Origin of the sequence: Bradyrhizobium sp. CER78 (assembly GCF_029846235.1) — a bacterium.
Classification (GTDB): Bacteria; Pseudomonadota; Alphaproteobacteria; order Rhizobiales; family Xanthobacteraceae; genus Bradyrhizobium.
In genome coordinates, this window is sequence record NZ_JARVWP010000019.1 from 23251 (window position 1) to 48478 (window position 25228).

Here is a 25228-nt window from a genome sequence, read left to right on the forward strand (position 1 = left end):
AGGCTATTCCTTCCAGGCGTAGGAGACGTCGAGCACCCCGTTGAACATCTTTGGCACGCCCTTCACCTTCACGCTCGACATTGCGTAGTAGGTGTTCTGGAAGGTCCAGAACCAGATCGCCTCCTTGTTGATCAGGCGGCTGATCGCGCAATAATCGTCGGTACGCTGGGCGACGTCGGCGGTGGTCCTTGCATGCTCCAGCAGCCGGTCGAGCTCCGGATTGGAATAGTTTGCCAGCGCCACCGGACTGCCGGTGTGGAAATTGGCGTACATCTGCGGATCGGGATCGGCGAGATCGACGATGCGCCACGGTGTCAGCTGGAACTGGCGCATGAAGGCGCGCGGCGGAATGGTCGCCTGATCGACCTGCTCGATCTCCATATTGGCGCCGATGCGCTTCCAGAATTGTTGCAACACCTGACCGCCGGTGCGACCGCGCGGCGTCGCCGTGACCAGCATCTTGAACTCGACCGGCTTGCCGTAGTCCTTGATCAACGCCTTGGCCTTCTCGACATCGTAGGGCAACGCGCCGTCATCCTTGCACTTTACCCAGGAACCGTCGCCATAGGGATTGCTGGCCGGCCGCGCCAGACCATTGGTGATCGCTTGCGACATCTTCTGGCGGTCGAGCGCCATCACCAGCGCCTGGCGCACGCGCACGTCGTCGAAAGGCGGGACCTTGGTGTTGAAGGCGGCAACTGCGGCTCCCGAGCCTTGATAGGTATGCACGGTCAGACTCGGGTCCTTGCGCGCCTTGATAATGTTGTCGGCGTCGGCCTCGTCGTCCCAGATGACGTCGGCCTCGCCGGATTGCAGCGAGGCGAAGCGCGACTGCGCATCGGGCAGCGGCTTCAGGATGATGCGATCGAGATAGGGCTTGCCCTTGTCCCAGTAATCCGGGTTCTTCTCCAGCACCATGCGGTCGCCGGCGGTCCAGGATTTCAGGATATAGGGACCGGTGCCGACCGGGTTGCGGTTGTAGTCGTCCCCCTTGGTCTTCCACGCCGTCGGCGACTGCATCACGTTATTGGAGCTCTGGATCGACTGTGTCGCCGGAAAGTTCACCGACGGGTCGCTGAAATTGTAGCGCACGGTGAGATCATCGATGACGTCGACGCTCTTGATGCTGGTAATGTAGAACGCGCAGCGGCACTTGTTGGCCGGGTCCTTCTGGCGGTCGAAGTTCTCCTTCACCGCCTGCGCATTGAACGGCGTGCCGTCGTGGAATTTGACGCCGGGCCGCAGCTTGATGGTCCAGGTCTTGAAGTCTTCGGAATGCTCCCAGGACAGCGCGAGTTTCGGCTTCGGCTCGCCCTTGTCGTCGAGCGTCATCAGCGTGTCGAAGATCGCGGCCGCCGCGGTGTTGGCCGAGGTGTCGTAGACGCCGACCTTGAGCGGATCGAAGCCCGGAATGTCCAGCTCCTGGCCGACGGTCAGCGTACCGCCCTGCTTCTGCGCATAGGCCGGTGCAGCAAATGCCGCCGCACCAAATCCCGCCACAAGAAATATGCGCGCAACCGCGTGCGCGCGCCCGACCAGCGTCATCAATGCTCCCTCCCAGATGGGTGACGTCCGGTGTTCCGGATCGTCGTATGTCGAGCGGCAGATTGTCCGGAATCGCCGCGCGCGACAAGACCGTAATACGGATGAAAAGCCGCAGGGGGATCACGATACGATCTCATGAGATCGCATCGTGATCACATCTTCTCGTTTGAGCATGATCCTTCGGAAGACCGGTTTCCACTTTGTGCGAACGCAGCCTTCCAGGTCCGGATCATGCTCTAATTGCGCGCGGTCTTTGCCGGTTGCGCTGCGAAGCCCGCGATCTGATCGTCGGAGAGACCGATCTCCTTCAGATAGGTCAGCGTGTGCTCGCCGAGCGTCGACATCCGCTTCCGGGCACCGACCGTTGCACCGGACATCCGGAACGGCAGGTTGAGCACCTTGAAGCTGCCGCCGCCGTCCGCGACTTCGGCCAGTGCACCGCGATGGGCAATTTGCGGATCGGCGAGCGCCTCCCGCACGGTGCGATAGGCCGACGACGGCACGCCATATTCATTGAGCGCGGCAAGGCAGTCCTCCGTGCTGACCGCGCGCGACCACGCCTCGACGCCCTCCATCAGGCCCGCCCAGTTGTCCCGCCGATCGGAATATCGGGCAAAGCGAGGATCGGACACCCATTCCGGACGGCCGATCACCTGCATCAGGTTCTGGAACGTCTTCTCGCTGGCGATTGCGACCATCACATAGCCGTCGGTGGTTTCGACCGGGCCGAACATCGGGCGCTGGGTTTGCTTCACCTCGAATTGCGACCACTGCAACTCGTTCAGGGTCAGGCTCAGCATCGATTCCAGCATCGAGACGTCGATATGCTGGCCCTTGCCGCTGGCGCTGCGCTGATAGAGCGCGGCCGAGATCGCGCCGAAGGCGTAGACGCCGGTCAGCACATCGGCGTGATAGATGCCGCAATAGTCCGGCCGGCTGCGGCCCGGCTGGTAGGCGAGATGCGCCATCTCGTAACCCGAGGCGGCATGGATCACCGGCGCATAGGCCGGCAATTCCGCCGACGGGCCGGTCTGGCCGTAGCCGGAGATCGAGCAGAAGATCAGCTTCGGATTGATGTCGCGGATTGACGCATAATCGAGCTTGAGCCGACGCATCACGCCGGGGCGGAAATTCTCCACCAGCACGTCGGCGGTCGCGATCAGCCGGCGCACGGCCTCGACGCCGGCCGGCGACTTCAGGTCGAGCACCAGACTGTTCTTGCCGATATTGAGCTGGCCGAATGCCGTCGAGCAATTGTTGCGCAGCGGCGGCCGCGTCCGCATCGTCTCGCCCTCGCTGGGCTCGATCTTGATCACCTCCGCGCCCATGTCGGCGAGCATCCGCGTGCAATGAGGTCCGGCGATCGTGGTCGAAAAATCGAGCACGCGAAGGCCGTCAAAGCTCCGTGTCAAATTCCCCTCATCGTCAGCGGCTATTGTCGTGGGCAAGGCTTCCTCCAGCGTCGTCTTTGTTGGCGTCGCGCGACCCTAAAGTGAGCTGACCCGACAGGAAAGCGTCTCGTCCAGACCGGGAGCGCGGGCCGTCTTGCATTTTACTCAAAGGCAGATTGGACCCGATCTTGCATAGCCTTGTCATGGGCTGGAACGAGGGCGCTTGTTGAAGGTCTTATTCGTCACGACGGAGATGGACGATTTCGTCCGCGTGGGCGGGCTCGGTGCGGTTTCTGCTGCGCTTCCCCGGGCGCTCCGCCCCTGGGGCGACGTCAGGATCATGCTTCCCGGCTACCGGGATGTGGTCGAGCAGTTCACTCATATTGAAATCGTTGGACAATGCGCAGGCCTTGCGGAGATGCCAGCTTGCACGCTCGGGCGCGCATCGACCAAGGACGGGCTGCCGGTCTATGTGCTGCTGTGCCCAGAGCTCTACGACCGGCCGGGCAATCCCTACGGCGATGAGTCCGGCCGCGACTGGCCCGACAACGATATCCGGTTCGGCCGCTTTGCCTCCGCCGCTGCCGAACTTGCAGCCGGAACGCTGGACAAGAATTGGGCAGCCGACCTCGTTCACGCCAACGACTGGCAGGCCGCGCTCACACCCGCCTATCTCGCCTGGCGTCAGCTGCGGATTCCGTCGATCCTGACCATCCACAATCTCGCCTATCAGGGGCTGTTTCCGAAGGACTCGCTGCGGCGGATCGGCGCACCGGAAAGCTCATTCCACATCGACGGGCTGGAGTTCTACGACAAGCTCTCCTTCCTCAAGGGCGGCCTCGTCTATGCTTCGCATCTGACCACGGTCAGCGCGACCTATGCGAAGGAGATCACGACCGCCGAGCTCGGCTGCGGGCTGGAGGGGCTGCTGCGCGTCCGCTCCGACGCCGACCAGCTGACCGGCATCCTGAACGGCATCGACGAGAGCTGGGACCCGCGCCATTGCGCGCAGCTCGCGCAACCGTTCGGCGCGGGCGACTGGAAGGGCAAGCAGGCCAACGCCGACTATGTCCGCCGGCAATTCGGACTTGCGGTCTCGCGCGGGCCGATCTTCGGCCTGGTTGCGCGGCTCGTACATCAGAAGGGCGTCGACCTCGTGTTGTCGGCCGCGGACGAGATCATCAGGGACGGCGGGCAGATCGTGGTCACCGGCAGCGGCGAGTCCGCGATCGAAGACGCGCTGGTCGCCGCCCACCGGCGCCGGCCGGACGCGATCGGCGTCATCATCGGCTTCAACGACGCCCAGGCGCGCCGGATCTTCGCCGGCAGCGACTTCACCCTGATGCCGTCGCGCTTCGAGCCCTGCGGCCTCAGCCAGATGTACGCACAGCGCTTCGGCTCGCTGCCGATCGGCCACCAGACCGGCGGGCTTGCGGAAACCATCGCCGACGGCGAGACCGGCTTCCTGTTCTCGCAGCCGTCGGCGGAATCCTTCCTCGGCGGCGTCAGGCGAGCATTCGACGCCTACCGCGCCAAGGATCGCCTCAACGCCATGCGCGCCAGCGCCATGGCCAAGTCCTACAGCTGGGACCTGTCGGCCGCCTGCTACAGCGCGCTCTACAAGAGGCTGGTGATGCCGCGGGCGGCCGCGTAGGCAGCCCGCCACGCAGGCTTGCGAAGTCTGGTTGCTCTGGGATCCCAGAGCTCCGGTAACAATCGGGTCATTGCAACGAACCTTTCAGGCAGTCCCGTCGCCTCACGACTGACGACGACGCATGCGTGAAATTGCGAATGATGGACTTTTGGCCAAACGCGATTGCGATGGAGGAACATCATGGACGTCAACGAGGAGCGTCTCAATTCATTCATGGGAAAGATGATTGGCGATGTCGGCGCGGCGATGAACGCCTCGCTGATGCTGCTGGGAGACAAGCTTGGGCTCTATAGGGCTCTCGCGCAGCAAGGGCCGATGGACGCCGCGGCCCTTGCCAAGGCAACGGGAACAGCCGGCCGTTACGTTCAGGAATGGCTCTCGGCGCAGGCAGCTTCCGGCTACGTCGAATACGATAACGCGACCGGAAAATTCTCGATGCTGCCCGAGCAGGCGCTCGCACTTGCCAACGAAGACAGCCCGGTCTTCCTCGGCGCCGTCGGGAGCCTGGTCGGTGCGACCTTTCTCGACGAGCCGAAAATTACCGACGCGTTCAAGACCGGCAAGGGCGTCGGCTGGAACAGGCGCAGCGAGTGCCTGTTCTGCGGCACCGCTCGCTTCTTCCGCACCAGCTACAAGCACTATCTGGTCCAGGAATGGCTGCCGGCGCTCGAGGGCGTCGTCGACAAGCTGACGAAAGGCGCTGTTGTGGCCGATGTCGGTTGCGGACACGGCGTCTCGACGCGGTTGATGGCGGAGGCGTTTCCGAAATCAACCTTCTACGGCTTCGACTACCATGACGGCTCGATCCACGCGGCGCGGCAATCCGCGCGGGAGGCCGGACTATCGGACCGCGTCCATTTCCAGACGCACTCGGCCAAGGACTTCCCCGCCAACAAATATGACCTGGTGTGCTTCTTCGACTGCCTGCACGACATGGGAGATCCGGTCGGCGCCCTCAAGCACACCCGCTCCACCCTCGCCGACGACGGCACCTGCCTGTTGATCGAGCCGTTCGCCAACGACCGCCTGGAGGACAACCTCAACCCGATCGGACGCATCTACTACGCCGCTTCGACGATGATCTGCACGCCGGCGTCGCTGGACCAGGAGGTCGGGCTTGCGCTCGGCGCGCAGGCTGGCGAGACCAGACTGCGCGAGGTGGCGCGCCAGGGCGGCTTCTCCCGCTTTCGCCGCGCGGCGGAAACGCCGTTCAACCTGATCCTGGAAGCGCGCCCGTAACGTCGTCGCCCGATTGGACGGCGGGTAAAACCGCCGTCCAGGCTCTCAATGCGTCCGACTACCAGTCCTGTTGCGACTGCCAGTAGTATTGGCCGCCGCGGCGCCGCGGATTGGCGGCTTGCGGATTGCCATAATACGGCGTGCCGTACTGGGTCGGCGCCTGGGGGTTGCCGTATTGCGGATAGCCGTATCGGGTCGGCGTCTGCGGATTCCAGCTGCGCTGGGAGAAGAAGCCGAAGCCGTCGTCTTCCCCGCTCGCAACCATGTCGTCGGTTTCCATGGGCCGGGTCGGCTTGCGCGTGATGAAGCCGCCCTGGGGCTGGTTGCTCAGCACGGCGACGAACTCGGTACGGTAGTTGGTCTCGGCGCTCAGCGGCTCGTCCGAGATGATGATCGACGAGCGCGGCACGGCGGTCGGCGCGATCCGATCCAGCACATCCTGCGGGATGGTGACGCGGTCAAGCGCGTCCTTGGCGTTGTCTCCGTCGTCGATTGTCACCTCGGTCCAGCGCAGGCCGGCGTCGGTGCGCGCCATCGCCGTGTAGATATGCGTGCCGATCGGCTTGTCCGGATCGCGAATGGTGACGGGAACTTCGATGCTTGAATCGAACACTTCGCCGCCATCGGCCCATGGCTTGTGGGTGTTGCGCCGCACGTAGAGCTTCTGCGTCGCGCGGCTGATGTAGACCGAGACCGGCTCCAGCGCGAGCTTCGCCTCGGTCGCCGCCTTCTGGGTATCGGTCTTCTTGGCCTCGGCCGCCTTGGCGGCGTCCTTTGCGGCCGCGGCGGCGTCGAGTTTCGGCTTCGCATCGCCCTGGGCCGCCTCGAACTGTGTGGTCGCTTCCGCGGCCTTGGCGACCGCCTTCTGCTTCAGATCCTCGGCGCGTGCCTTGGCCTGATCGGTCTTGGCATTGGTGAGGGTCTTGTCGGCCAACGCAACCGCAGCGTCGGCACGGGTCTTGATCTGTTGCAGCTTGCGCAGTGAGGCCGGCGTGAACAGTGCGGCTTCCTTCGTCGCGGCTGCCGAAGCCTTCTTTGCCTCGTCGGCGACCTTGGCGGCATCCGCAGCCTCCCGCGCCAGCGCCTCGGCACGCGCCGGAGCAGCCGCCATGGCCTGCGCATTCGGCACGAACAGCGCCGGGTGAGTGAAATCGACCGGAGCCGCGTCGTTCGGCGCGATGATCACCCGCATCCCGATTCGCGTCCTGTCGAACAGCTTCTCGGCAAAGTCGTAGGGCATCCGGACGCAGCCGTGGGAGGCCGCGTAGCCCGGCAGCGGCCCGCCATGCAGTGCAATGCCGTTCCAGGTGATGCGCTGCATATTCGGCATCCAGGCATCGTCGTACATGGTCGAGTGATGGTCCTTGTCCTTCTCGACCAGCGCAAACACGCCGGCCGGCGTTTCGCGTCCCTTGACGCCGCTCGATACCGGCGCGCGGTAAATCCAGCCGTCGGCATCGTAGAAGGTCACCTTCTGGGCGCTGATCGACACGATCGCCATGATCGGCTCGCCCGCGGCGCGCTGCGCGGTCGCCTCGACCGTTGCCGCAGGGCGCTGCTGCTTTGCAGCGGCGCCGCCGGTCAGTGACGCAAGTGTGACCATGGCCGCGAAAGTCACAAAGGCGGGAGGCCCCCAACGCCGCATCGCTCCGGTGATTTGCGCCGTCGTAGTACGATTTTCCATGCCATTCCTCGGTCGAAATGCCTGCCCGCGCTGCGCCGATCCGTACCAGATCACGATTTTGGATTGATTAATCCAGGGGACTACCAGCTCGTTCCAGCAGCAAATCACTCATATATGACGGCGCATCCATGAGGAAGGGCGCCGGGAGCCAAACCTGCCTGCGTCACGCCGTCCGCCGCGTCTCCGGCATCACCAGCCAGATCACGAACAGCCCGAGCGCGGCGACGCCGGCGAGGCCCATGAAGGCGGTGCTGCTGCCGAGCTTGTCGCTGACATAGCCGGCCAGCACGGTGCTGAGCGACGCGCCGATGCCGACCGCGGTTCCGACAATGCCCTGCGCCAGGTTGAAATGGCCACTGCCGAACGCCACGTCGGCGACGATCAGCGGCACCATCACGCTGAAGATCGCCGCGGTGATGCCGTCGAAGATCTGCACCGCGACCAGCAGATAGGGATCGCGCACCGTTGCGAACAACACACCGCGGATCGCCAGCGAGGCGAAGGCCAGCAGGAGCAATGGCCGCCGGCCCAAAGCCTGGGCCTTGCGGCCGACCGACGGCGAGCACAACGCGACGATCGCCTGCGGCACGATGATGCAGGCCGCGATCAGAACCGGCGCCCATTGGCTCGACCGCGCGGTGACCACGCCCGCCATCAGCGGTAGCATCGCGGCATTGGCCAGCTGAAACAGCATCATCGCGCCGGCAAAGATCAGCAGTGTCCGGTGCCGCACCAGAGTGAAGACGCTGGTGGCGCGCTTGTCGGGAACCTCTCGCTTCACCTCACCATGAGCCTGCGCGATGTCGATCTCGCGCTCGCGGATCCGTGCCAACGACAACAAGGTCGGGATCGCCAGGATGAAGGTCACGAGGAACACCGAGCGGCTCGACAAGAAATAGCCGCAAGCCCCCATCAGCGCCGCAGCCGAACCGCTGCCGAGCGAGGCAAACCGCGCATTGCGGCCGAGCCGCTCGCCGATCGCCAGCGGCCCGACCAGGCCGAGGCTGATCGCGGCGATCGCCGGTCCCAGCACACAGCTTGCGAGCGCGTGCAGCGTCGCGGCGAGTGTCACCACGGGAAAGATCGGCCACAGCGCGTAGGCCAGCGCGGCTGATCCGATCGCGGCCACCGCGCAGCCCGCGACGACGCGCTCCGAGCGCGCCGCATCGACGATCGCCCCGCCGGGCATCTGGCCCAGCAGGCCGATGATGCCGCCGATCGAGAGCACGAAGCCGATCTCGACCTGGGTCCATTTCTGGGTCGTCAGATAGACCGCAATGAACGGGCCGAACCCGGTCTGCACGTCGGCGAGGAAGAAGATGAACCAGTCGAGCCCGCGCTGGCTTTCGCGCGACGGCGCGTGGGGCGGCTCCGGACCAGGCTGATTGGGGACAATCGACACAATATTGGTGCCGCCGGCTGATCGCTCGCCACGATCGTCGCCAACCGTCTCGAAGGAAGAGTTCGGACGCGCGACCAGCTTTTGCCCCCTAATGCTCGTAATCCCATGGATGGAGATTGCCGGCCGCGCCCAGCACGATCAGCGGCGTATCTTCCTTGTATTCCGGCGCAGCGCTCACCTGCTGCTTGTTGAGGTCCAGCGTGATGCTGTCGCTCTTGCTGGAAACGCCGGCAAACCGCAGCGCGTTCCAGTCGACCACGATCTTGCGGCTGCCGACGCCGAGAAAGCCGCCGAAATCGATCACCGCGGCGCGCACCTTGCCGTCGCGGTCGACGATGACGTCGACGATGCGGCCCATGTCCTCATTGGCGGAACTGCGAACGTCGCGCCCGAGAATGCCGTGCGCATCGCGCGCGCCGATCACGGTCACCGAAGGCGGCGGCGACGGCTCCTTGGCCTGCTCTTTCGGTGCCGCAGCGACCGGCGGCGCAGGGGTGGCCGGCGTTGCCTGCGCAGCCGGCGGCGGCGATGGCGTGGGCGACGGCACCGCGTCGTCGGCAGCACGGACACCAGCGCATGTCAGCAGCGCCGCTGCGACCAGTATAACCATGACCCTCGGACGCATGTTACTCTCTCCCCACGATCTTCTGTCGCGCGCGCATGCCGCGCGACGACACTTAATGCGTCAGCACGATCGACACCTGGATCTGGCCGCGCGTGCGCAACACTTCGAGTGACACCTCGTCGCCGTGGCGGCGCAGCCGCAAATCGACGCTGGACGCGCCGAGCCTGAGATCGCGCAGCACCACATAGTTGAGGAACTCCGGCAGGCACGGATCGCGCAAGCGGATCTCGCCGCGCGCGGTGTCGAACTCCAGCCCGAGCGCGGCCTCCAGCAGCGTGAACGGTGTCGCGCTCGCCCAGGCCTGCGGTGCGCAGGCGACGGGATAGAGCACCGGGCCGCGCCGCCGCTCGCGGCGGAAGCCGCAGAACAGCTCCGGCAGCCGCCGCAGCTCCATATAGCTCGCGGCGTCGAACAGGCCCTTGAACAGATGCGCGACCGAATGCTTGAGGCCGTAGCGCGCAAGTCCAAGCGCGATCAGCGCATTGTCATGCGGCCAGATCGAGCCGTCGTGATAGGACATCGGGTTGTAGCGCGCCTCGCCGACGGCGACGGTGCGGATGCCCCAGCCGGAGAAGAATTTCTGGCTCATCAGGTCGGCGGCAACCCGCCGCGCGCGGTCTTCCCGCACCATGCCGGAGAACAAGGTTTGTCCGGCATTCGACGTGCGTACCCTGCATTGCCGCTTGGCGCCGTCGAGCGCGAGCGCATAGGTGCCGAGCTCCTCGCACCAGAACGCTTCCTCGAACCGCGCGCGCAGCCGCTCGGCCTCGGCATCGAGCTTGGCGGCCTTGTCCGCAAAGCCGAGCTGGCGCGCCGCGCGCGCGGCAAGCTGCTTGCCGGCGAACACATAGCCCTGCACTTCCGCCAGCGCGACATTGCCCTCGGCGAGCGTGCCGTCGGCATGGAAGATGGCGTCGAAGGAGTCCTTCCAGCCTTGATTGCGGAGGCCCTCTTCGGTCGCGCGCTGGTACTCGACGAAACCATCGCGATCGGGATCGCCGGGACCGTCGATCCACTGCAAGCCGGCCTCGACCGCGGGCCACAGCTCGCGCAGCGTCTCCACGTCGCCGGTGCGCTCCAGATAGAGCCCGGCGAGCAGCACGAACAGCGGGGTCGAATCGACGCTGCCGTAGTAATGCGCGAACGGCACCTCGCGAAGCGCGGCCATCTCGCCGCCGCGCATCTCGTGCAGGATCTTGCCCGGCGCGGCATCGGCCAGCGGATCGACCGCCTTGGCCTGGAACAGCGCCAGCCGCTTCAGCACGCCCTTGGCGATCCGCGGATCGACCCATAGCATCTGCAACGCCGTGATCAACCCGTCGCGGCCGAACGTCGTCGAGTACCAGGGAATGCCGGCATAGGGGTAACGGCCCTGCGGCGTCTCCGTCATCAGCATGTTGAGGTCGGCCATCGCCTGGCACAGCACCTCGTTGAAGATGTTGTTCGAGGTCTCGATCGAGGCCGCACCGGCCGACGAATTCCGCATCTCGCGGCGATGCGCCAACAGCCCGCGGAAAAACGGCACCGGCTTCTGCATGATCGGCTTGTTGCAGGACACCGCCACGAACAGCGAGGTGACCTGTGCAGGCTCGAGATCGAAATGATAGGTCGCGGCGTTGACCGACAGCCGGGTCGGCCGCGGATCGAAATGCAGCGCGGTGATCCGCGTCTGCTCGTCGAGACCGCAATATTCCAGCACGACGTCGGTCGGACCGAGCAGCTTGCTCGAGCCGATGCCGCGCCGCGGCCGCCGTTCGCCGCGCACCTCGAACAGGTCGGCGAAATCATTGTCGAACAGCAGCGTCAGATCGAAGCTCGCGGCATGATCGCCGTGGTTCTGCAGGCCGATGCGCTGATAGGCGGTGCCGCGCCACAGGAAGATCGAGCGCACGATGTGCAGCGTGTCCTTCGGCAGGGTCAGGCGGCCGTCGCGATAGACGTCGGAATTGGTGAGATCGACCGTCAGGGCGGAGTTGTCGTCGCGCATGTTGGAGCCGAGCAGCAGCGGCTGCACGTCCTCCAGCACCATTTCCAGCCGCGCCAGATAGCGCGTGTCGGCGTTGAACAGGCCATCGGGCCCGCCCGCCGAAGCGCCGATGTCGCCATGGCTGTCGAGCACGATGAAGGTGTCGTCATGCTTGAGCGAGCGCCGCGGCCGCGCCGCGGGCCCGGTCATCGGAATGTAGAACGGCGATTCGGCGACACGTTCTGTGATGCGAGCAGTGATGATCTGCGTAACGACGTCAGCTGCCATCTGAACCTCTGGCGACTTTGCCTAGCTCAAGTCTCGACTCTCGGTTCGAACGAACGCACCGGAACACAAGAACACGCTTGATGGCGCGGGGTCAGGCCGCGCTGGTGGAGAGGCGGCCCATCTCGCGCGCCACGAGGTCGCGGTAGGGGCCCCTTCCCTTCACCAGGATATCGGGCGGACCGTCCTCGACGATCCGGCCGCCTTGCAGCACGACCACGCGGTCGAAGCTGCGCAGCGTCGCGAGGCGGTGCGCGATCGCGACCACGGTACGCCCGCGCATCAGGCGCGACAACGCCTCGCGGATCGCCTCCTCGGACTCGGCATCGAGCGCCGCGGTGGCCTCGTCGAGCAGCAGGATCGGCGCGTCCTTCAGGAACGCGCGCGCGATCGCGATGCGCTGACGCTGGCCGCCCGAGACCTTGACGCCGCGATCGCCGACGATGGTGTTCATGCCCTCGGGCAGGCTTTCGATGAAGTCGCAGCGCGCCGCGATCGCCGCCCGCAACACCTCGTCGTCGGTGGCGTCCGGCCGGCCGTAGCGGATGTTCTCCAGGATCGAGCGGTGGAACAGCGAGATGTCCTGCGGCACCACCGAGATCGCCGCGCGCAGGCTCAGCTGGGTGACGCGCGAGATGTCCTGGCCATCGACCGTGATGTTGCCCTGCTCGACGTCGTAGAAGCGCTGCAGAAGGGTAAACAGTGTTGACTTGCCTCCGCCGGACTGACCGACCAGGCCGACCCGCTGGCCGGGCTGGATGCGCAGGCTGAAGCGCTCGAACACCTGCAAGCCGCCGGGATAGCGGAACGAGACGTTGTTGAAAGCGATCGCCGCACCGCTCTTCACCAGCACCTCGGCTTCCGGATGATCCTTCAGCTCATGCGGCTGCAGCAACGTCGCCAGCGCCTCGGTGAGGCGCGCGACATGCTGGGTGACGTCGACCAGCGCAACGGCGAGATCGCGGGTGGCGCTAAGGATCGAAATGCCGAGCGTACACACCAGCACGACATCGCCGGTGGTGGCCTGGCCCTGCTGCCAGAGCGACAGCGCCCAGGCCAGCATCGCGATGGTCAGGATCACGGTCACGGCGGCGTGAACGAGGCGGAGCTTTTCCAGATAGCGCAGCGAACGGCCGCGCGCGACGAGTTCCCGATTCACCGTCGCGTCGAAGCGATCGTGCTCGTAGCCGAGGCCGCAGAACGCACGCACCAGCGGCAGGTTATTGATGACGTCGACCATTTCGCCGTCGACTGCGGCCGCCCGGTTGGCGAAATCGTCATGCAGCGGCCTACCGGCGGCTGCCATGCGGAACATCGCCACCACCATGGTTCCCGCGATCAAGATCAGCACCGCTGACATTGTCACGCTGACGGTTCCAACCAGGGTGATCGCTGCGAAGGTCGCGATGCAAGGCGGCAACACGTTCCATACGAACATGTTCTCCACCGTGAACACCGCGTTCGACGTCGCGGTGATCCGGCTGGTCAGCATGCCCGGCAACCGGTCCGTGAAATAGCTCGGCGCGTGGCCGGTGAGATGGCGGAACATGTCGCGGCGGAGGTCGCCGCTGACGCTGACGAAGGTGTAGCTCGCGGTCCAGCTCGCGATCCGCCACATGAAGTTGTCGGCTGCGATCAGCGACATGAGCAGAGCGAATGCCAGCCATACGCCATTCGCGGCCGAGGGTCCCGCCGACAGCGCATCGACCAGATTCTTCACGCCGTATTGCGTGCCTACCGAGCAGGCAACCGCTGCGACGACGGCCGACAAAATCACAACATGCGACGGAAGCCGCCGGCGCAGATAGCGCAGCACAAAGGGGAACGGGCGATGCGCGTATCCTGACAGATGGTCCATGACGTCCTGCAAAACCTGTTGAAGGTGAACGAGAAAATTTTAGTCGAAGCTCTCGTGCACGATGACGTGAAGGGCGGCGGCGGGATTCCTTGATGCAGCCATCAGTGCGCAACAATTTTGCAACGCTGGCGTCCGCAAAAACGTGTTGGAGCGTGATGGCATCAGCAAGACCACAGTGTGATGGAAGAAAGAAGCGGTAGATCTCCCGCACTTAAAGGAACCACGCAGGTGCGAGAACGTTCCCGTCTTTGGCATGTCGGTGCCATCAGAGGGCTGAGGGTAGTTCATTCCACATCACAAACAGGAGACGGAGAAATGCGCATCGCGCAGGTTGCCCCGCTGACGGAGGCTGTTCCCCCCAAGCTCTACGGCGGCACCGAACGGGTCGTGCACTGGCTGACCGAAGAACTTGTAACACTTGGACATGACGTGACGTTGTTCGCCAGTGGCGATTCACAAACCTCCGCGAAGCTCGATGCGACCTGGCCGAAGGCACTGCGCCTCGACGGCTCCGTCCGCGATCCCAATGCGCTGCACATGGTGATGCTGGAGCGCGTCCGGCAGAAGGCCGACGACGAGGAGTTCGACTTCCTGCACTGCCATCTCGACTATTACCCATGGTCGCTGTTCGCGCGGCAGCCGACGCCGTTCGTGACCACGCTGCACGGACGGCTCGACCTGCCGGAGCACCAGCCCGTCTTCAACACCTTCTCCAAGATCCCGGTGATCTCGATTTCGAACGCCCAGCGGCGACCCGTGCCGCAGGCGCACTGGGTGCGCACCATCCATCACGGCCTGCCGGAGAATTTGCTGACACCGCAACCGGCCAGGCAATCCTATCTCGCCGTGCTCGGCCGCATCGCGCCGGAGAAAGGCGTCGATCGTGCGATCAAGATCGCAACCCGCTGCGGCATTCCGCTGAAGATCGCGGCCAAGGTCGATCGCGCCGACCAGGAATATTACGACGAGTTGATCAAGCCGCTGATCACGAACAATCCGCTGGTCGAGTTCATCGGCGAGATCAGCGACCGCGAGAAGTCGGATTTTCTCAGCGGCGCGATCGGGCTCTTGGTTCCAATCGACTGGCCGGAGCCGTTCGGCCTCGTGATGATCGAAGCGATGGCCTGCGGCACGCCCGTCATCGCCTATAACCGCGGCTCGGTACCCGAGATCATCGAGGATGGCCTGACCGGCTTCATCGTCGAGGACGAGATCAGCGCGATCTCCTCCGTCGGCCGCCTGTCGACGCTCAACCGCGACGCGATCCGCAAGCAGTTCGAGACCCGCTTCACCGCGCGCCGCATGGCGCTCGACTATCTCGCCGCCTATCGCAGCCTGATGGAAGCCAAGCCGCGCTTCAAGCTTGTGGCGAGCGCCGAATAGCCGTTGCAGCGGCCGATCGAACGATCCGGCGGGCCGGCCGGCAGTGTCCGTGCCGGTCCGTCGGGTCATTCAATTGTCAATAATGCCGTCATCCCCGGCGGCAACTCCTGCACAGTGACGCGATCCGCATGCGCGCGCCGCGTGATTGCTGCGACGCAATGCCTTCACCCGCCTCCCCGTAAACCCGGCTGATATCGCCTTTGCGATTGGCGGATTACGTGCTCTTATGCGCCCCGCTTGAGCAAAAAAATAAGCGAGCGGACGGAGCAACCGTGCCGCGGTCGCACAGGGGGAACGCCATGACAGGGGACCGCAAGCCGTCGGCCATTAATAATGCCGTACCGACCAAGGCCTCACGGACAAAGCTGAACCGCCGCAAATTCCTGGCCAGGACCGGCGGCGCGCTCGCCGCCGGCGCATTCGGCGCGGTCCCGCTGCGCGGCTGGGCCGCCGACCCGATCAATATCGGCGCGCTCTATCCGACCACTGGCAGCATGGCGCAGATCGGCACCGGCTGCGTTGCGGCGGCGAAGCTCGCGGTCGACATGGTCAACGAGGCCGGCGGCATCAAGTCGCTCGGCGGCGCCAAGCTCAACCTCATCGTCTCCGACGTGCAGAGCGACACCACGGTGACGCGCACCGAGACCGACCGCCTGATCACCGGCAACAAGCTGTCGGCGATCCACGGCTGCTACGCCAGCGCGCTGACCTTGATCGCGAGCGAGGTCTGCGAGCGCGCTCACGTTCCGATCATCACCGGCTCGAGCTCCGACCAGCTCAACAAGGGACGGAGCTACACATTCACGCCGTTCGCGCGCGCCTCGCAATTCGCCAAGGCGCAGTTGCAGATGGCAAAGCTCGTCAGCGAGCAGGCCAAAGTCGCCGTCATCTTCGAGAACACCGCGTTCGGCACCTCGACCTCGAACGGGCTGAAGGAGCTGGCGCCGGGCGAAGGCGTCGAGATCGTGATGTTCGAGCCCTACTCGGCCGGCTTCACCGATGCGAGCCCGCTGATCAACAAGGTCAAAGCCTCCGGCGCCAACACGTTGTTCTCACTGTCGTACCTCAACGACCTCATCCTGATCGTGCGCACCGTGAAGCAGGTCGGGCTCGACATTGCGATCAATGGCGGCTCGGGCGGTTTCGTGATGCCGGACTTCTACAAGAATGTCGGCAAGGCGGCCGAAGGCCTGCAGGGCGTCGCGCACTGGAACCACGACGTCAACGAGGATGCGCAGAAGGTCAACGCCGAATTCAAGAAGCGCACCGGCGAATTCGCATTCGAATATGCCGGCGGCCTGGTCGCGCAGACCTTCATGCTGGCCGATGCGCTGGAGCGCGCCGCCTCTGCCGATCCGAAGAAGGTGCGCGAAGCGCTCTCGACGCTCGACGTCTCCTCCGGCTTTGCTGCGATGGCGCCGGGCGGCAAGGTGAAGTTCGGCCCGGACGGCAAGAACGTCTATGGCCGTCCGGTCGGCGTGCAGTGGCAGAATGCCGACCTCGCCAGTATCTTCCCCAAGGAAGACGCCCGCGCCCCGCTGATGAAGATCTGAACCGCGGTCGCATCGCATGTGGGAGACACTGGCCCAGGCCGTGATCAACGGCCTGCTCATCGGCGGCATCTACGCGCTCGTCAGCATCGGCGTCACGCTGATCTTCGGCGTGGTCAAGATCGTCAATTTCGCCCAGGGCGAGTTCGTGATGATCGGGATGTATATCTCGTTCTTCCTCGCCACCCAGTTCGGCATCGATCCGCTGGTCTCGCTTGTTGTCTCGATGCCGGTGCTGTTCCTCGCCGGCGTCCTGATCCAGCATTTCCTGATCCGCAGGGTGCTCGGGCCGAACGACATGCCGCAGATCTTCCTGACCTTCGCGCTGTCGCTCTTGCTGCTCAATCTCTCGCTGATGCTGTTCAGCGCCAACTACCGCACCGTCCATACCTCTTATTCGGATGAAGCCTGGCACATTGGAGGACTGTACATCCCGGTGGCCAAGCTGATCGCCTTCGCGGTTGCGATGGCGCTGAGCGGCCTGCTCTGGGTATTCCTGCACACCACCGATCTCGGCCGCGCCATGCGCGCGGCGTCGCAGAACCGCGACGTCGCGATGCTGATGGGGATCAATCCGAACCGCGTGTTCGCGGTGGCGTTCGGCACCGCGCTGGCGCTCGCCGGCGCCGCCGGCTCGCTCTTGATGCCGTTCTATTCGGCCTATCCGTTCGTCGGCCAGGTGTTCGTGCTGATGGCGTTCGTCGCCGTCGTGATGGGCACGCTCGGCAACGTGGTCGGCGCGCTGGTCGCGAGCCTCATGATGGGCATCGCGGAATCGCTCGGCATCCAGTTCGTCGGCGCCGATTCCGGCCTGATCGTGGTGTTCGGGCTGCTGCTGCTGACGCTCGCCTTCAGGCCGAGCGGCCTCGGCGCCAGGAGGGGCCGCTGATGCAGATCTCAGTCAAAATGAAATGGCTGTGGCTCGTGATCGGGGCGGCCGTCATGCTCGCTCTGCCGCAGCTCGTCACCTCGTCGTTCGCGATCGACATCTTCATCCGCATCCTGTTGTTCTCATTCATCGGCGTCGCCTGGAATCTGATGGGCGGCTATGCCAAGCAACTGTCGCTCGGGCACGCCGCCTATTTCGGGCTCGGCGCCTACACCTCGACCATCATGCAGGTGAACTACGGCATCTCGCCCTGGATCGGGATGGTCGCCGGCGGCGTGGTGGCAATGCTGGCGAGCCTGCCGATCGGCTGGCTCTGCTTCCGCCTGCGCGGTCCCTATTTCACCATCGCGACGATCGCGACCGCCCAGGTGCTGATGCTGATCTTCCTGAAATTCCGCGATTTCGCCTGGGGCGCCGAAGGCACCACGATCCCGAATCTCGGCAGCGCGCCGCTGATGATGCAGTTCGAGGAGAAGTCGTCGTATTACTACGTCGTGCTCGGACTGCTCGCGGTCGGGCTATGGATTACCCACAGGATCGAAAAGTCCTGGATGGGCTACTACCTCGTCGCCATCGGCGAGGATGAAGATGCCGCCGAGGCGGTCGGCGTCAACGCGCCGAAGATCAAGCGCGACATCTACATGATCAGCGCGTTCCTGACCGCGCTCGCGGGCACCTTCTACACGCAATACATCTACTTCATCGATCCCGCCACTGCGTTCAGCTTCAACGTCTCGATCGAGGCGGCGCTGGTGTCGATCGTCGGCGGCATCGGCACGCTGTGGGGTCCGGTGATCGGCACCGTGCTGCTGGAGACCACCTCAGCGCTGCTGCAGAGCTGGCTCGGCAGCTCGGTGGGCGGCATCCAGCTCACGGTCTACAGCCTGATCCTGATGGCAGTGATCCTGTGGCGGCCGACCGGGCTGATCGGGTTCGCGACCGACGTCTATCATCGCACCCTCCGGCGCAAGCCGGCGCGCGCCTGAGGTCGCCCCGATGGCAGAAGCACTGGTCATCAAGGGTCTCAGCAAGCGCTTCGGCGGTCTGCGCGCCGTGCAGGATGTCAGCTTCACCGTGCAGGAGAACGAGACGGTCGCGCTGATCGGGCCGAACGGCGCCGGCAAGACCACGAGCTTTCATTTGATCACCGGATTTCACCGGCCGGACTCCGGCTCGGTGCTCGCCTTCGGTCATGAGGTCGTGGGTCTCAAGCCGCACGATGTCTGCGCGCTCGGCATGGCCCGCACCTTCCAGGTGGCCAAGCCGTTCGGCGCCATGACGGTGCTCGCCAATGTGATGACCGGTGCCTTCCTGCGCGACCGTCACATTGCCGCGGCCCGCACCAAGGCACGCGAAGCGATCGAGTTCGTCGGCCTCGGCGCCAAGGAGCAGACGCGTGCCCGCGACCTCACCACCATCGACCAGCGGCGCCTCGAGATGGCCCGCGCACTGGCGACGCAGCCGAGGATCCTGCTGCTCGACGAGGTGATGGCCGGGCTCAATCCGGCCGAGATCGACCAGGCGGTGGCGCTGGTGAAGAAGCTTTCCGCCAGCGGCCTGACCATCGTGATCGTCGAGCACGTGATGCGCGCGATCATGGCGGTGGCGCGCCACATCGTGGTGCTCGATCACGGCCAGAAGATCGCCGAGGGCGCGCCCAAGGAGATCGTGGAGAATCCGGAAGTGATCCGCGCCTATCTGGGCTCCTATGTGCATCCATCGGCGCAGGGAGACGGCTATGCTTGAGCTCTCCCGCGTCAGCGCCAGCTACGGCTCGGTCCCTGCCATCACCGATGTCAGCATCTCGATTGGCGAGGGCGAAGCCGTCGGCCTGCTAGGCGCCAACGGCGCCGGCAAGAGCACGACGCTGCGCGCGGTCTCCGGCCTCGTCAAACTGTTCGGAGGCAAGGTCAACTTCGACGGCGTCGACCTCGCGACGCTTCCGCCCTACCGGATCCCCGAGCTCGGCATCGCGCATGTCCCCGAAGGCCGCCAGGTATTTCCGGACATGACGGTGCAGGAGAATCTCGAGATCGGCGCCTATACGCCGAAAGCCAAGGCGGATCGTGCGCGCACGATGCAGCTGGTCTACAGCATCTTCCCGCGGCTCGCCGACCGCAGGAAGCAGCTTGCCGGCACCATGAGCGGCGGCGAACAGCAGATGGTCGCGGTCGGCCGCGGCCTGATGCTGAAGCCGCGGCTCTTGATGCTGGACGAGCCTTCGCTGGGCCTCGCGCCCGTGATGACCGACGTGACCTTCGAGAAGATCGGCGAGATCCACAAGATGGGCACCGCGATCCTGCTGGTCGAGCAGAATGTCAGCCGAGCGCTGTCACTGGTGCAGCGCGCTTACGTGCTGGAAAGTGGCAACGTGATCATGCAGGGCACCAGCGCCGAGCTCGCCAACAACAAGCAGGTGCAGGCGGCGTATCTCGGGATTTGAGACCTCGTCTGCCAACCCGTCATCCTGAGGAGCGCGAAGCGCGTCTCGAAGGATGCACGGCCCGACCGGTGGCCGTCGACCCTTCGAGACGCGCGCAAGAGCGCGCTCCTCAGGGTGACGGTCAACGTTCGGCACATACGGCTCTACCTCACCACCGTTCGCTTCGGCTCGACGATCTCGAACATCCGCGGGAATTCGTCCATCAGCATCATCAACTCACCGAGCCGCAGCGGCTCGCCTGATACCTTGACCTTGCCGGCGGCGACGGCTTCCGGGAACGTGGTCAGCTTGGCGATGACCTCGTCCAGCACGCTCCGCGCCAGCGTGAAGCTGGCGTGCGCATCGGCGGCCCGCGCGCCCTCGATGTAAGTCAGCGCCGAGTTCTCGAGATTGAGCACGAAGGTCTCGCCCGTGTCGGTAAAGCTCCAGTTCAGCACGATGTGCTTGCCTTCGGCCTTGGGGCCGTTGAGGCGGATGCCGAGCACGTCCCAGAGCTGCCCGGTGCGCAGCGCAGCCAGCGTCTCGCGCGGCATCGGCGAGCGCGGCGGCGTCTTCGGCATGCCCTGCCGCAGCTCCTGGGCGCCGAACAGATAGGCGTTGCGCCAGGTCGAGCTCTCGGCGGCATAGCCGAGCTGCTCGAACGTGTCGGCCAGCAATGCGCGGGCCGCCTGGTTGTCGGGCTCGGCGAACACCAGATGGCTGACGGCCTGCGCCACGAAGCGGAATTCACCCTTGGCGAAATCCGCCGCGGCGCGTTTCAGGATCGCATCGGCGCCGCCCATATACTCGACATATTTCCTGCCGGCCTCGACTGGCGGCAACGGATCTAGGTTGACCGGATTAGCATCGTACCAGCCGAGATACTTCTGGTAGATCGCCTTCACATTGTGCCGGATATGGCCGTAATAGCCGCGGCCGTGCCAGGCGCCTTCGAGGCTCTGCGGCAGGCGGATCGTCTCGGCGATCTCGGCCGCGTTGAGGCCGTGGTTCATCAGCCGGATGGTCTGGTCATGCGCGTATTTGTAAAGGTCGCGCTGCTCGCGGATCATGGTGTCGATCCGCTCGCGCCCCCACACCGGCCAGTGATGCTGGCCGCACATCGCCTCGGCCTTGCCGCCCCACATCTGCAACGCTTCGCCGAGATATTTCGACCAGGCCAGCGCGTCGCGCACATCGGCGCCGCGGAACGGCAGCAGATTGTGGAAATTGTGCGTGCAGTTCTCCGCGAGGTTCAGGAGCTTGTAGCGCGGGAGGAAGAAATGCATCTCCGCCGGCGCTTCGCTGTTCGGCGCCATCTGGAATTCGAACTCGACGCCGTCGATCACACGCTTGTCGCCGGTCGCGATGATCAGATCGGTCGGCCGCAGCAGCGCCACACCGCCCGCCGCCATCGTCTTGCCGAGGCCGCAATCGACATGGCCGCGCACGCCTTTGGCGAGGAACGGCCCGAACTGGTATTGCGCGCGGCGCAGCATCGCCGGCCCGGCAATGATGTTCTCGGAGACTGCGTGCTCCATGAAGAAGTTCGGCGCGATGATCGGCACGCCCGCCGCCAGCATGGCGTCATCGAGCACGCCGCGCGCGCCGCCCCAATGGTCGGTGTGGGTATGACTGAAGATCACGGCGGCGACCGGCCGCTTGCCGCGATGCTGGAAGTACAGCTCCATCGCAGCACGCGCGCCCTCAATCGAGGTCAGGGTGTCGACCACGATCACGCCCTTGTCGCCCTCGATCAGCGTCATGTTGGCGATGTCGAGGCCGCGCACCTGGTAGACGCCCGGCACCACTTCGAACAGGCCGTGATGCATGTTGAGCCGCGACTGCCGCCACAGGCTCGGATCGACGGTCGCAGGCGCCTTCTCCTCGGAGAGGAAGCCGTAGGGCTCGAGGCTCCAGACCACCCGGCCCTGGGCCGAGGTGATGCGGGCGTTCTCGATGGTGCCGAGAAAGCCGCGCGCCGCGTCGTCGAAGTCACGCGTATCGGAGAACGGCAGCGCCTTCAGCGCCGCCTCGTGCTGCGCGATGACCGGCGCCGATGCCGCCTTCGGAGCTTCGTGCGACGTCTCACCTGCGGTTGTCTGGGTCATACTCAGGCACTCCTTCGTTGGGCAGAAATCAGTCCCGATCACGCACCGCTCAGCGGAATTGCACGCCTTCGAACTGGCCGCTGCGGCGCCACTCGTCGATATATTTGAAGTAGGCGAGCGCGCCCGCCGGGTAGCCGACATTGAGCTTGGCCGCGGGCCCGGGCTCACGTCCCTCATTGTTGTAATAGCCCGGCGTGCAATCGGGGCCGCCGATCATCCGGCCGACCGCGGTCAGCAGCAGCTCGACCCAGCGGTTCTCGGCTTCCCTGCTGACTTCGATTTCCTTGAAGCCATTGGCCTGCGCGTGTCCGACCATCAGGGCGATGGTGCGCGCCGCTTCAGTCAGATTATGCGGCACGTTGGAGATCAAATTGGCGCCCTGCGTCGGCTGCACGAAGAACAGGTTCGGAAAGCCATGCACATGGATGCCGTGCTTGGTGCGCATGCCCTCGGCCCAATACTCCGACAGTTTGATACCGTCCTGGCCCGTCGCGTCGAAGCCCGCCCGCCGCTTATACTCGGTGCCGACCTCGAAGCCGGACGCGTAGATGATGCAATCGAGCTTGTATTCCTTGCCCGCGACCACGATCCCGTTCTCGGTGATCTCCTCGACGCCCTTGCCGTCGGTATCGACCAGATGGGTGCCGGGCGTGTTGAACGCCTGCAGATAGGCGTCGTGGAAACACGGCCGCTTGCAGAGCTGGCCATACCAGGCCTTGAGGTTTTTCGCCGTGCCGGCATCACGCACGATGGTGTCGACCCGGTTGCGGATCTCCTCCATCTTCTCGAAGTCGGAATCCTCGAACGCCGCCCGCATGTTTTCCACGCTGCGCTGCTCGCGCGGCAGCAGCATGATCTTGGCGCGGATCCGCTTCGACAGGTCGGTCCAGCCGTCCTGCACCAGATCTTCCTCGGCCGATCCGCCGGCCTGGTTGGCGGTGAAATTCTCCAGCCAGCGCTGTTGCCAGCCCGGCGTTGCGATGTCGGCAAACCAGTCGGGATCGATCGGCCCGTTGCCGCGCACGTCGACCGACGACGGCGTGCGCTGGAACACGTAGAGCTCCTTGCAGGCGCGCGCGAGGTGCGGAATGCACTGCACCGACGTCGCGCCGGTGCCGATGATGCCGACGCGCTTGTCGGCTAGCTTCTCCATCGGCGCGCCGTTGGGATCGCCGCCGGTGTAGTCGTAATCCCAGCGGCTGGTGTGGAACGAGTGGCCCTTGAAGCGCTCGATGCCGGGAATGCCGGGCAGCTTCGGCACGTGCAGCGGGCCGGTGCCGATGCCGACATACTGCGCGGTGAAGGCATCGCCCCGCGTCGTGCGGATGATCCAGCGCGACTGCGCCGCTTCCCAGTCGAGGCTCGTCACCTCGGTGTGAAACAGCGCATTGTCGTAGAGACCGAACTGCCGGCCGATCCGCTGGCAGTGCGCCAGGATCTCCGGCGCATGCGCGTATTTCTCCGACGGCATGTGGCCGGTCTCTTCGAGCAGCGGCATGTAGACCATCGACGCCGTGTCGCATTGCGCGCCGGGATATCTGTTCCAGTACCAGGTGCCGCCGAAATCGCCGCCCTTCTCGACGATGCGGACATCCTTGACGCCGGCCTCGGTCAGCCGCGCCGCCGTGGCGAGCCCGGCAAAGCCGCCGCCGATGAAGGCGAAGGTGACATGATCGGTCTTCGGCGCGCGCTCGACGACCGGCGTGTAGGGATCCTCGAGATAATGCGCGAGCTGGCCCTTGATCTGGAGATACTGGTCGTTGCCGTCGGGACGCAGCCGCTTGTTGCGCTCCTCCCGATATTTCAGGCGCAGCCGCTCCTTGTCGATCGCGGCGGGCTTTGCGTCTCGGGCTTGCTCGGTCATCGTCATCGGAAGGCGCCTCGTTCAGGGAATTTCGGTGGATACTTTAGCGCCGCTCAGGCGGGATGTGCAGCAAGATAGGGCGAGTTGGCGATCGACCAGTCCGGCATCGGCTCCATCCGGAAGATCTGCCGCAGATGCACCTCGTCGGGCCCGTCGCCGATCCGGAGCAGCCGTCCCCACGCCAGCGCCTGATGGATCGGCGTGTCGTCGGAGCCGCCCATCGCGCCGAACACCTGCATGGCGCGGTCGGCGATCTTCTGCAGCATCGCCGGCACCGCGACCTTGATCAGCGAGACGTCACGCCAGGCGCCGTGATGGCCGGCTTGATCGAGCCGCCAGGCGCAGCGATAGGCGAGCAGCCGTGCCTGCTCCAGCTCGACGCGGGCCTCGGCGATCCAGCGCTGCACGGTGTCGTACTGGATCACGGTGCGGCCGAACGCGCTGCGCTCAGCGGCCCGCGCCATCATCAACTTGATCAGCAGCTCGCAGAGCCCGATCGAGCGCATGCAGTGGTGGATGCGCGCCGGCCCGAGCCGAACCTGCGCGACCTTGAACCCCTCGCCCTCGGCGCCGAGCAGATTCTCCGCGGGCACCCGCACATTCTCGAACACGAGCTCGCCGATCGGCGCGACATGATCCTCGCAGCCCATCCAGCGCAGCCGCCGCACCAGCCGCACGCCGGGCGCATCCATCGGCACGATGATGCAGGAATGCCGGCTGGTGCGCTCGGCGCCGGCATCCGTCACCCCCATCACGATCAGGAAGCTGCAGCGCGGATGCGCGGCGCCGGTGATGAACCATTTGCGGCCGTTGATGACGTAGTGGTCGCCGTCGCGCACCATCCCTGTCGCGATGTTGGTGGCATCGGACGAGGCCACATCGGGCTCGGTCATACCGAAGGCGGAGCGCGTCTCGGCGTTGAGCAGCGGCGTCAGCCAGCGCTTCTTCTGTTCCGGCGTCGCGCAATTCTGCAACGCGATCATGTTCGGCACATCGGGCGCCTGGCAGTTGAACACCTCCGGCGCCCAGAACAGCCGCCCCATGATCTCCGCCAGCGGCGCATAGTCGAGATTGGAAAGCCGTGTGCCCGGCTCATCGTCAGCAAGTTCAGGCAGGCCGAGATTCCACAGGCCCGCCGCGCGCGCCTTCTGCTGCAGCTCGGCCATGAAGAACGGCGTGTCGCTCTGCGTACGGACGTGGTCGAGCCAGGCGCGATGGCGCGGCAGCACCTCTTGTTCGAAGAAGGCCAGCAGATCGCGCCGCCAACGCTCCGATCGCTCGGACAGACCGAAATCCATGCCGCCTCCCAGCTTTGGGCGAGACATAAGCCCATATCGAAACGATTTGCAAATTCATTTCGGTA

General features: G+C 65.1%; 18 protein-coding genes. 8 read left to right on the top strand and 10 right to left on the bottom strand.

Going from position 1 to position 25228, the window contains the following annotated elements; all coding sequences use genetic code 11:
* Positions 1-3: 3 nt before the first annotated feature.
* Both QDT69_RS30490 and QDT69_RS30495 read right to left on the bottom strand, forming a co-directional pair.
* Positions 4-1545, bottom strand: coding sequence for an ABC transporter substrate-binding protein (locus QDT69_RS30490; RefSeq protein WP_279710167.1), 1542 nt, complete (start codon positions 1543-1545; stop codon positions 4-6).
* Between the two features lie 236 nt (positions 1546-1781).
* The gene (locus QDT69_RS30495) at positions 1782-2957 is read right to left on the bottom strand and encodes a CoA transferase (protein ID WP_279710168.1); all 1176 of its coding nucleotides are present in this window, start codon (positions 2955-2957) and stop codon (positions 1782-1784) included.
* 205 nt (positions 2958-3162) lie between these two features.
* Here QDT69_RS30495 and glgA point away from each other — a divergent pair, with 205 nt between their 5' ends.
* The gene (glgA, locus tag QDT69_RS30500) at positions 3163-4590 is read left to right on the top strand and encodes a glycogen synthase GlgA (protein WP_279710169.1); all 1428 of its coding nucleotides are present in this window, start codon (positions 3163-3165) and stop codon (positions 4588-4590) included.
* 180 nt (positions 4591-4770) lie between these two features.
* The gene (locus QDT69_RS30505; RefSeq protein ID WP_279710170.1) at positions 4771-5829 is read left to right on the top strand and encodes a class I SAM-dependent methyltransferase; all 1059 of its coding nucleotides are present in this window, start codon (positions 4771-4773) and stop codon (positions 5827-5829) included.
* Positions 5830-5887: 58 nt separating this feature from the next.
* Here the strand turns inward: QDT69_RS30505 and QDT69_RS30510 are convergent, their stop codons facing one another.
* The 5 genes from QDT69_RS30510 to QDT69_RS30530 form a co-directional block, all read right to left on the bottom strand.
* Positions 5888-7513, bottom strand: a complete 1626-nt coding sequence (locus tag QDT69_RS30510; protein WP_279710171.1) for a L,D-transpeptidase — start codon at positions 7511-7513, stop codon at positions 5888-5890.
* 163 nt (positions 7514-7676) lie between these two features.
* Positions 7677-8915, bottom strand: a complete 1239-nt coding sequence (locus QDT69_RS30515) for an MFS transporter (RefSeq protein ID WP_279710172.1) — start codon at positions 8913-8915, stop codon at positions 7677-7679.
* Between the two features lie 88 nt (positions 8916-9003).
* Positions 9004-9525 (bottom strand): PRC-barrel domain-containing protein, encoded by a 522-nt coding sequence (locus QDT69_RS30520; protein WP_279710173.1) that lies wholly within the window; start codon positions 9523-9525, stop codon positions 9004-9006.
* Positions 9526-9592: 67 nt separating this feature from the next.
* On the bottom strand, positions 9593-11794 hold the full coding sequence (locus tag QDT69_RS30525) for an amylo-alpha-1,6-glucosidase (protein ID WP_279710174.1): 2202 nt from the start codon (positions 11792-11794) through the stop codon (positions 9593-9595).
* A 91-nt stretch (positions 11795-11885) separates the two neighbouring features.
* Positions 11886-13649: an ABC transporter ATP-binding protein gene (locus QDT69_RS30530; RefSeq protein WP_279710175.1), complete on the bottom strand. Its 1764-nt coding sequence runs from the start codon at positions 13647-13649 to the stop codon at positions 11886-11888.
* Between the two features lie 315 nt (positions 13650-13964).
* Here QDT69_RS30530 and QDT69_RS30535 point away from each other — a divergent pair, with 315 nt between their 5' ends.
* The 6 genes from QDT69_RS30535 to QDT69_RS30560 all read left to right on the top strand — a co-directional run bounded on the left by QDT69_RS30535 (position 13965) and on the right by QDT69_RS30560 (position 19914).
* A complete protein-coding gene (locus QDT69_RS30535) occupies positions 13965-15032 on the top strand; it encodes a glycosyltransferase family 4 protein (protein WP_279710176.1) in 1068 nt (355 codons plus the stop codon).
* A 299-nt stretch (positions 15033-15331) separates the two neighbouring features.
* Positions 15332-16585, top strand: a complete 1254-nt coding sequence (locus QDT69_RS30540) for an ABC transporter substrate-binding protein (protein ID WP_279710177.1) — start codon at positions 15332-15334, stop codon at positions 16583-16585.
* A gap of 16 nt (positions 16586-16601) precedes the next feature.
* On the top strand, positions 16602-17471 hold the full coding sequence (locus tag QDT69_RS30545) for a branched-chain amino acid ABC transporter permease (RefSeq protein ID WP_279710178.1): 870 nt from the start codon (positions 16602-16604) through the stop codon (positions 17469-17471).
* On the top strand, positions 17471-18457 hold the full coding sequence (locus tag QDT69_RS30550) for a branched-chain amino acid ABC transporter permease (RefSeq protein ID WP_279710179.1): 987 nt from the start codon (positions 17471-17473) through the stop codon (positions 18455-18457). Before QDT69_RS30545 ends, QDT69_RS30550 begins: the two co-directional genes overlap by 1 nt.
* A 10-nt stretch (positions 18458-18467) precedes the next feature.
* Complete coding sequence (locus QDT69_RS30555; protein ID WP_279710180.1) at positions 18468-19217, top strand: ABC transporter ATP-binding protein; 750 nt, start codon at positions 18468-18470, stop codon at positions 19215-19217.
* Positions 19210-19914 carry an ABC transporter ATP-binding protein gene (locus QDT69_RS30560; RefSeq protein WP_279710181.1) on the top strand — a complete coding sequence of 235 codons (705 nt, stop codon included), beginning with the start codon at positions 19210-19212 and terminating at the stop codon, positions 19912-19914. The genes QDT69_RS30555 and QDT69_RS30560 overlap by 8 nt, the downstream gene beginning before the upstream one ends.
* 143 nt (positions 19915-20057) lie before the next feature.
* Here QDT69_RS30560 and QDT69_RS30565 read toward each other — a convergent pair whose 3' ends face one another.
* Genes QDT69_RS30565 through QDT69_RS30575 form a run of 3 tightly spaced genes read right to left on the bottom strand, consistent with a single transcriptional unit; the run spans position 20058 to position 25163 of the window.
* Positions 20058-22001 carry an alkyl sulfatase dimerization domain-containing protein gene (locus QDT69_RS30565; protein WP_279710182.1) on the bottom strand — a complete coding sequence of 648 codons (1944 nt, stop codon included), beginning with the start codon at positions 21999-22001 and terminating at the stop codon, positions 20058-20060.
* A 49-nt stretch (positions 22002-22050) separates the two neighbouring features.
* Positions 22051-23871, bottom strand: coding sequence for an NAD(P)/FAD-dependent oxidoreductase (locus tag QDT69_RS30570; RefSeq protein WP_279710183.1), 1821 nt, complete (start codon positions 23869-23871; stop codon positions 22051-22053).
* 47 nt (positions 23872-23918) lie between these two features.
* Entirely contained in the window at positions 23919-25163 is a 1245-nt protein-coding gene (locus tag QDT69_RS30575) for an acyl-CoA dehydrogenase family protein (RefSeq protein ID WP_279710184.1), read from the bottom strand.
* Positions 25164-25228 lie beyond the last annotated feature (65 nt).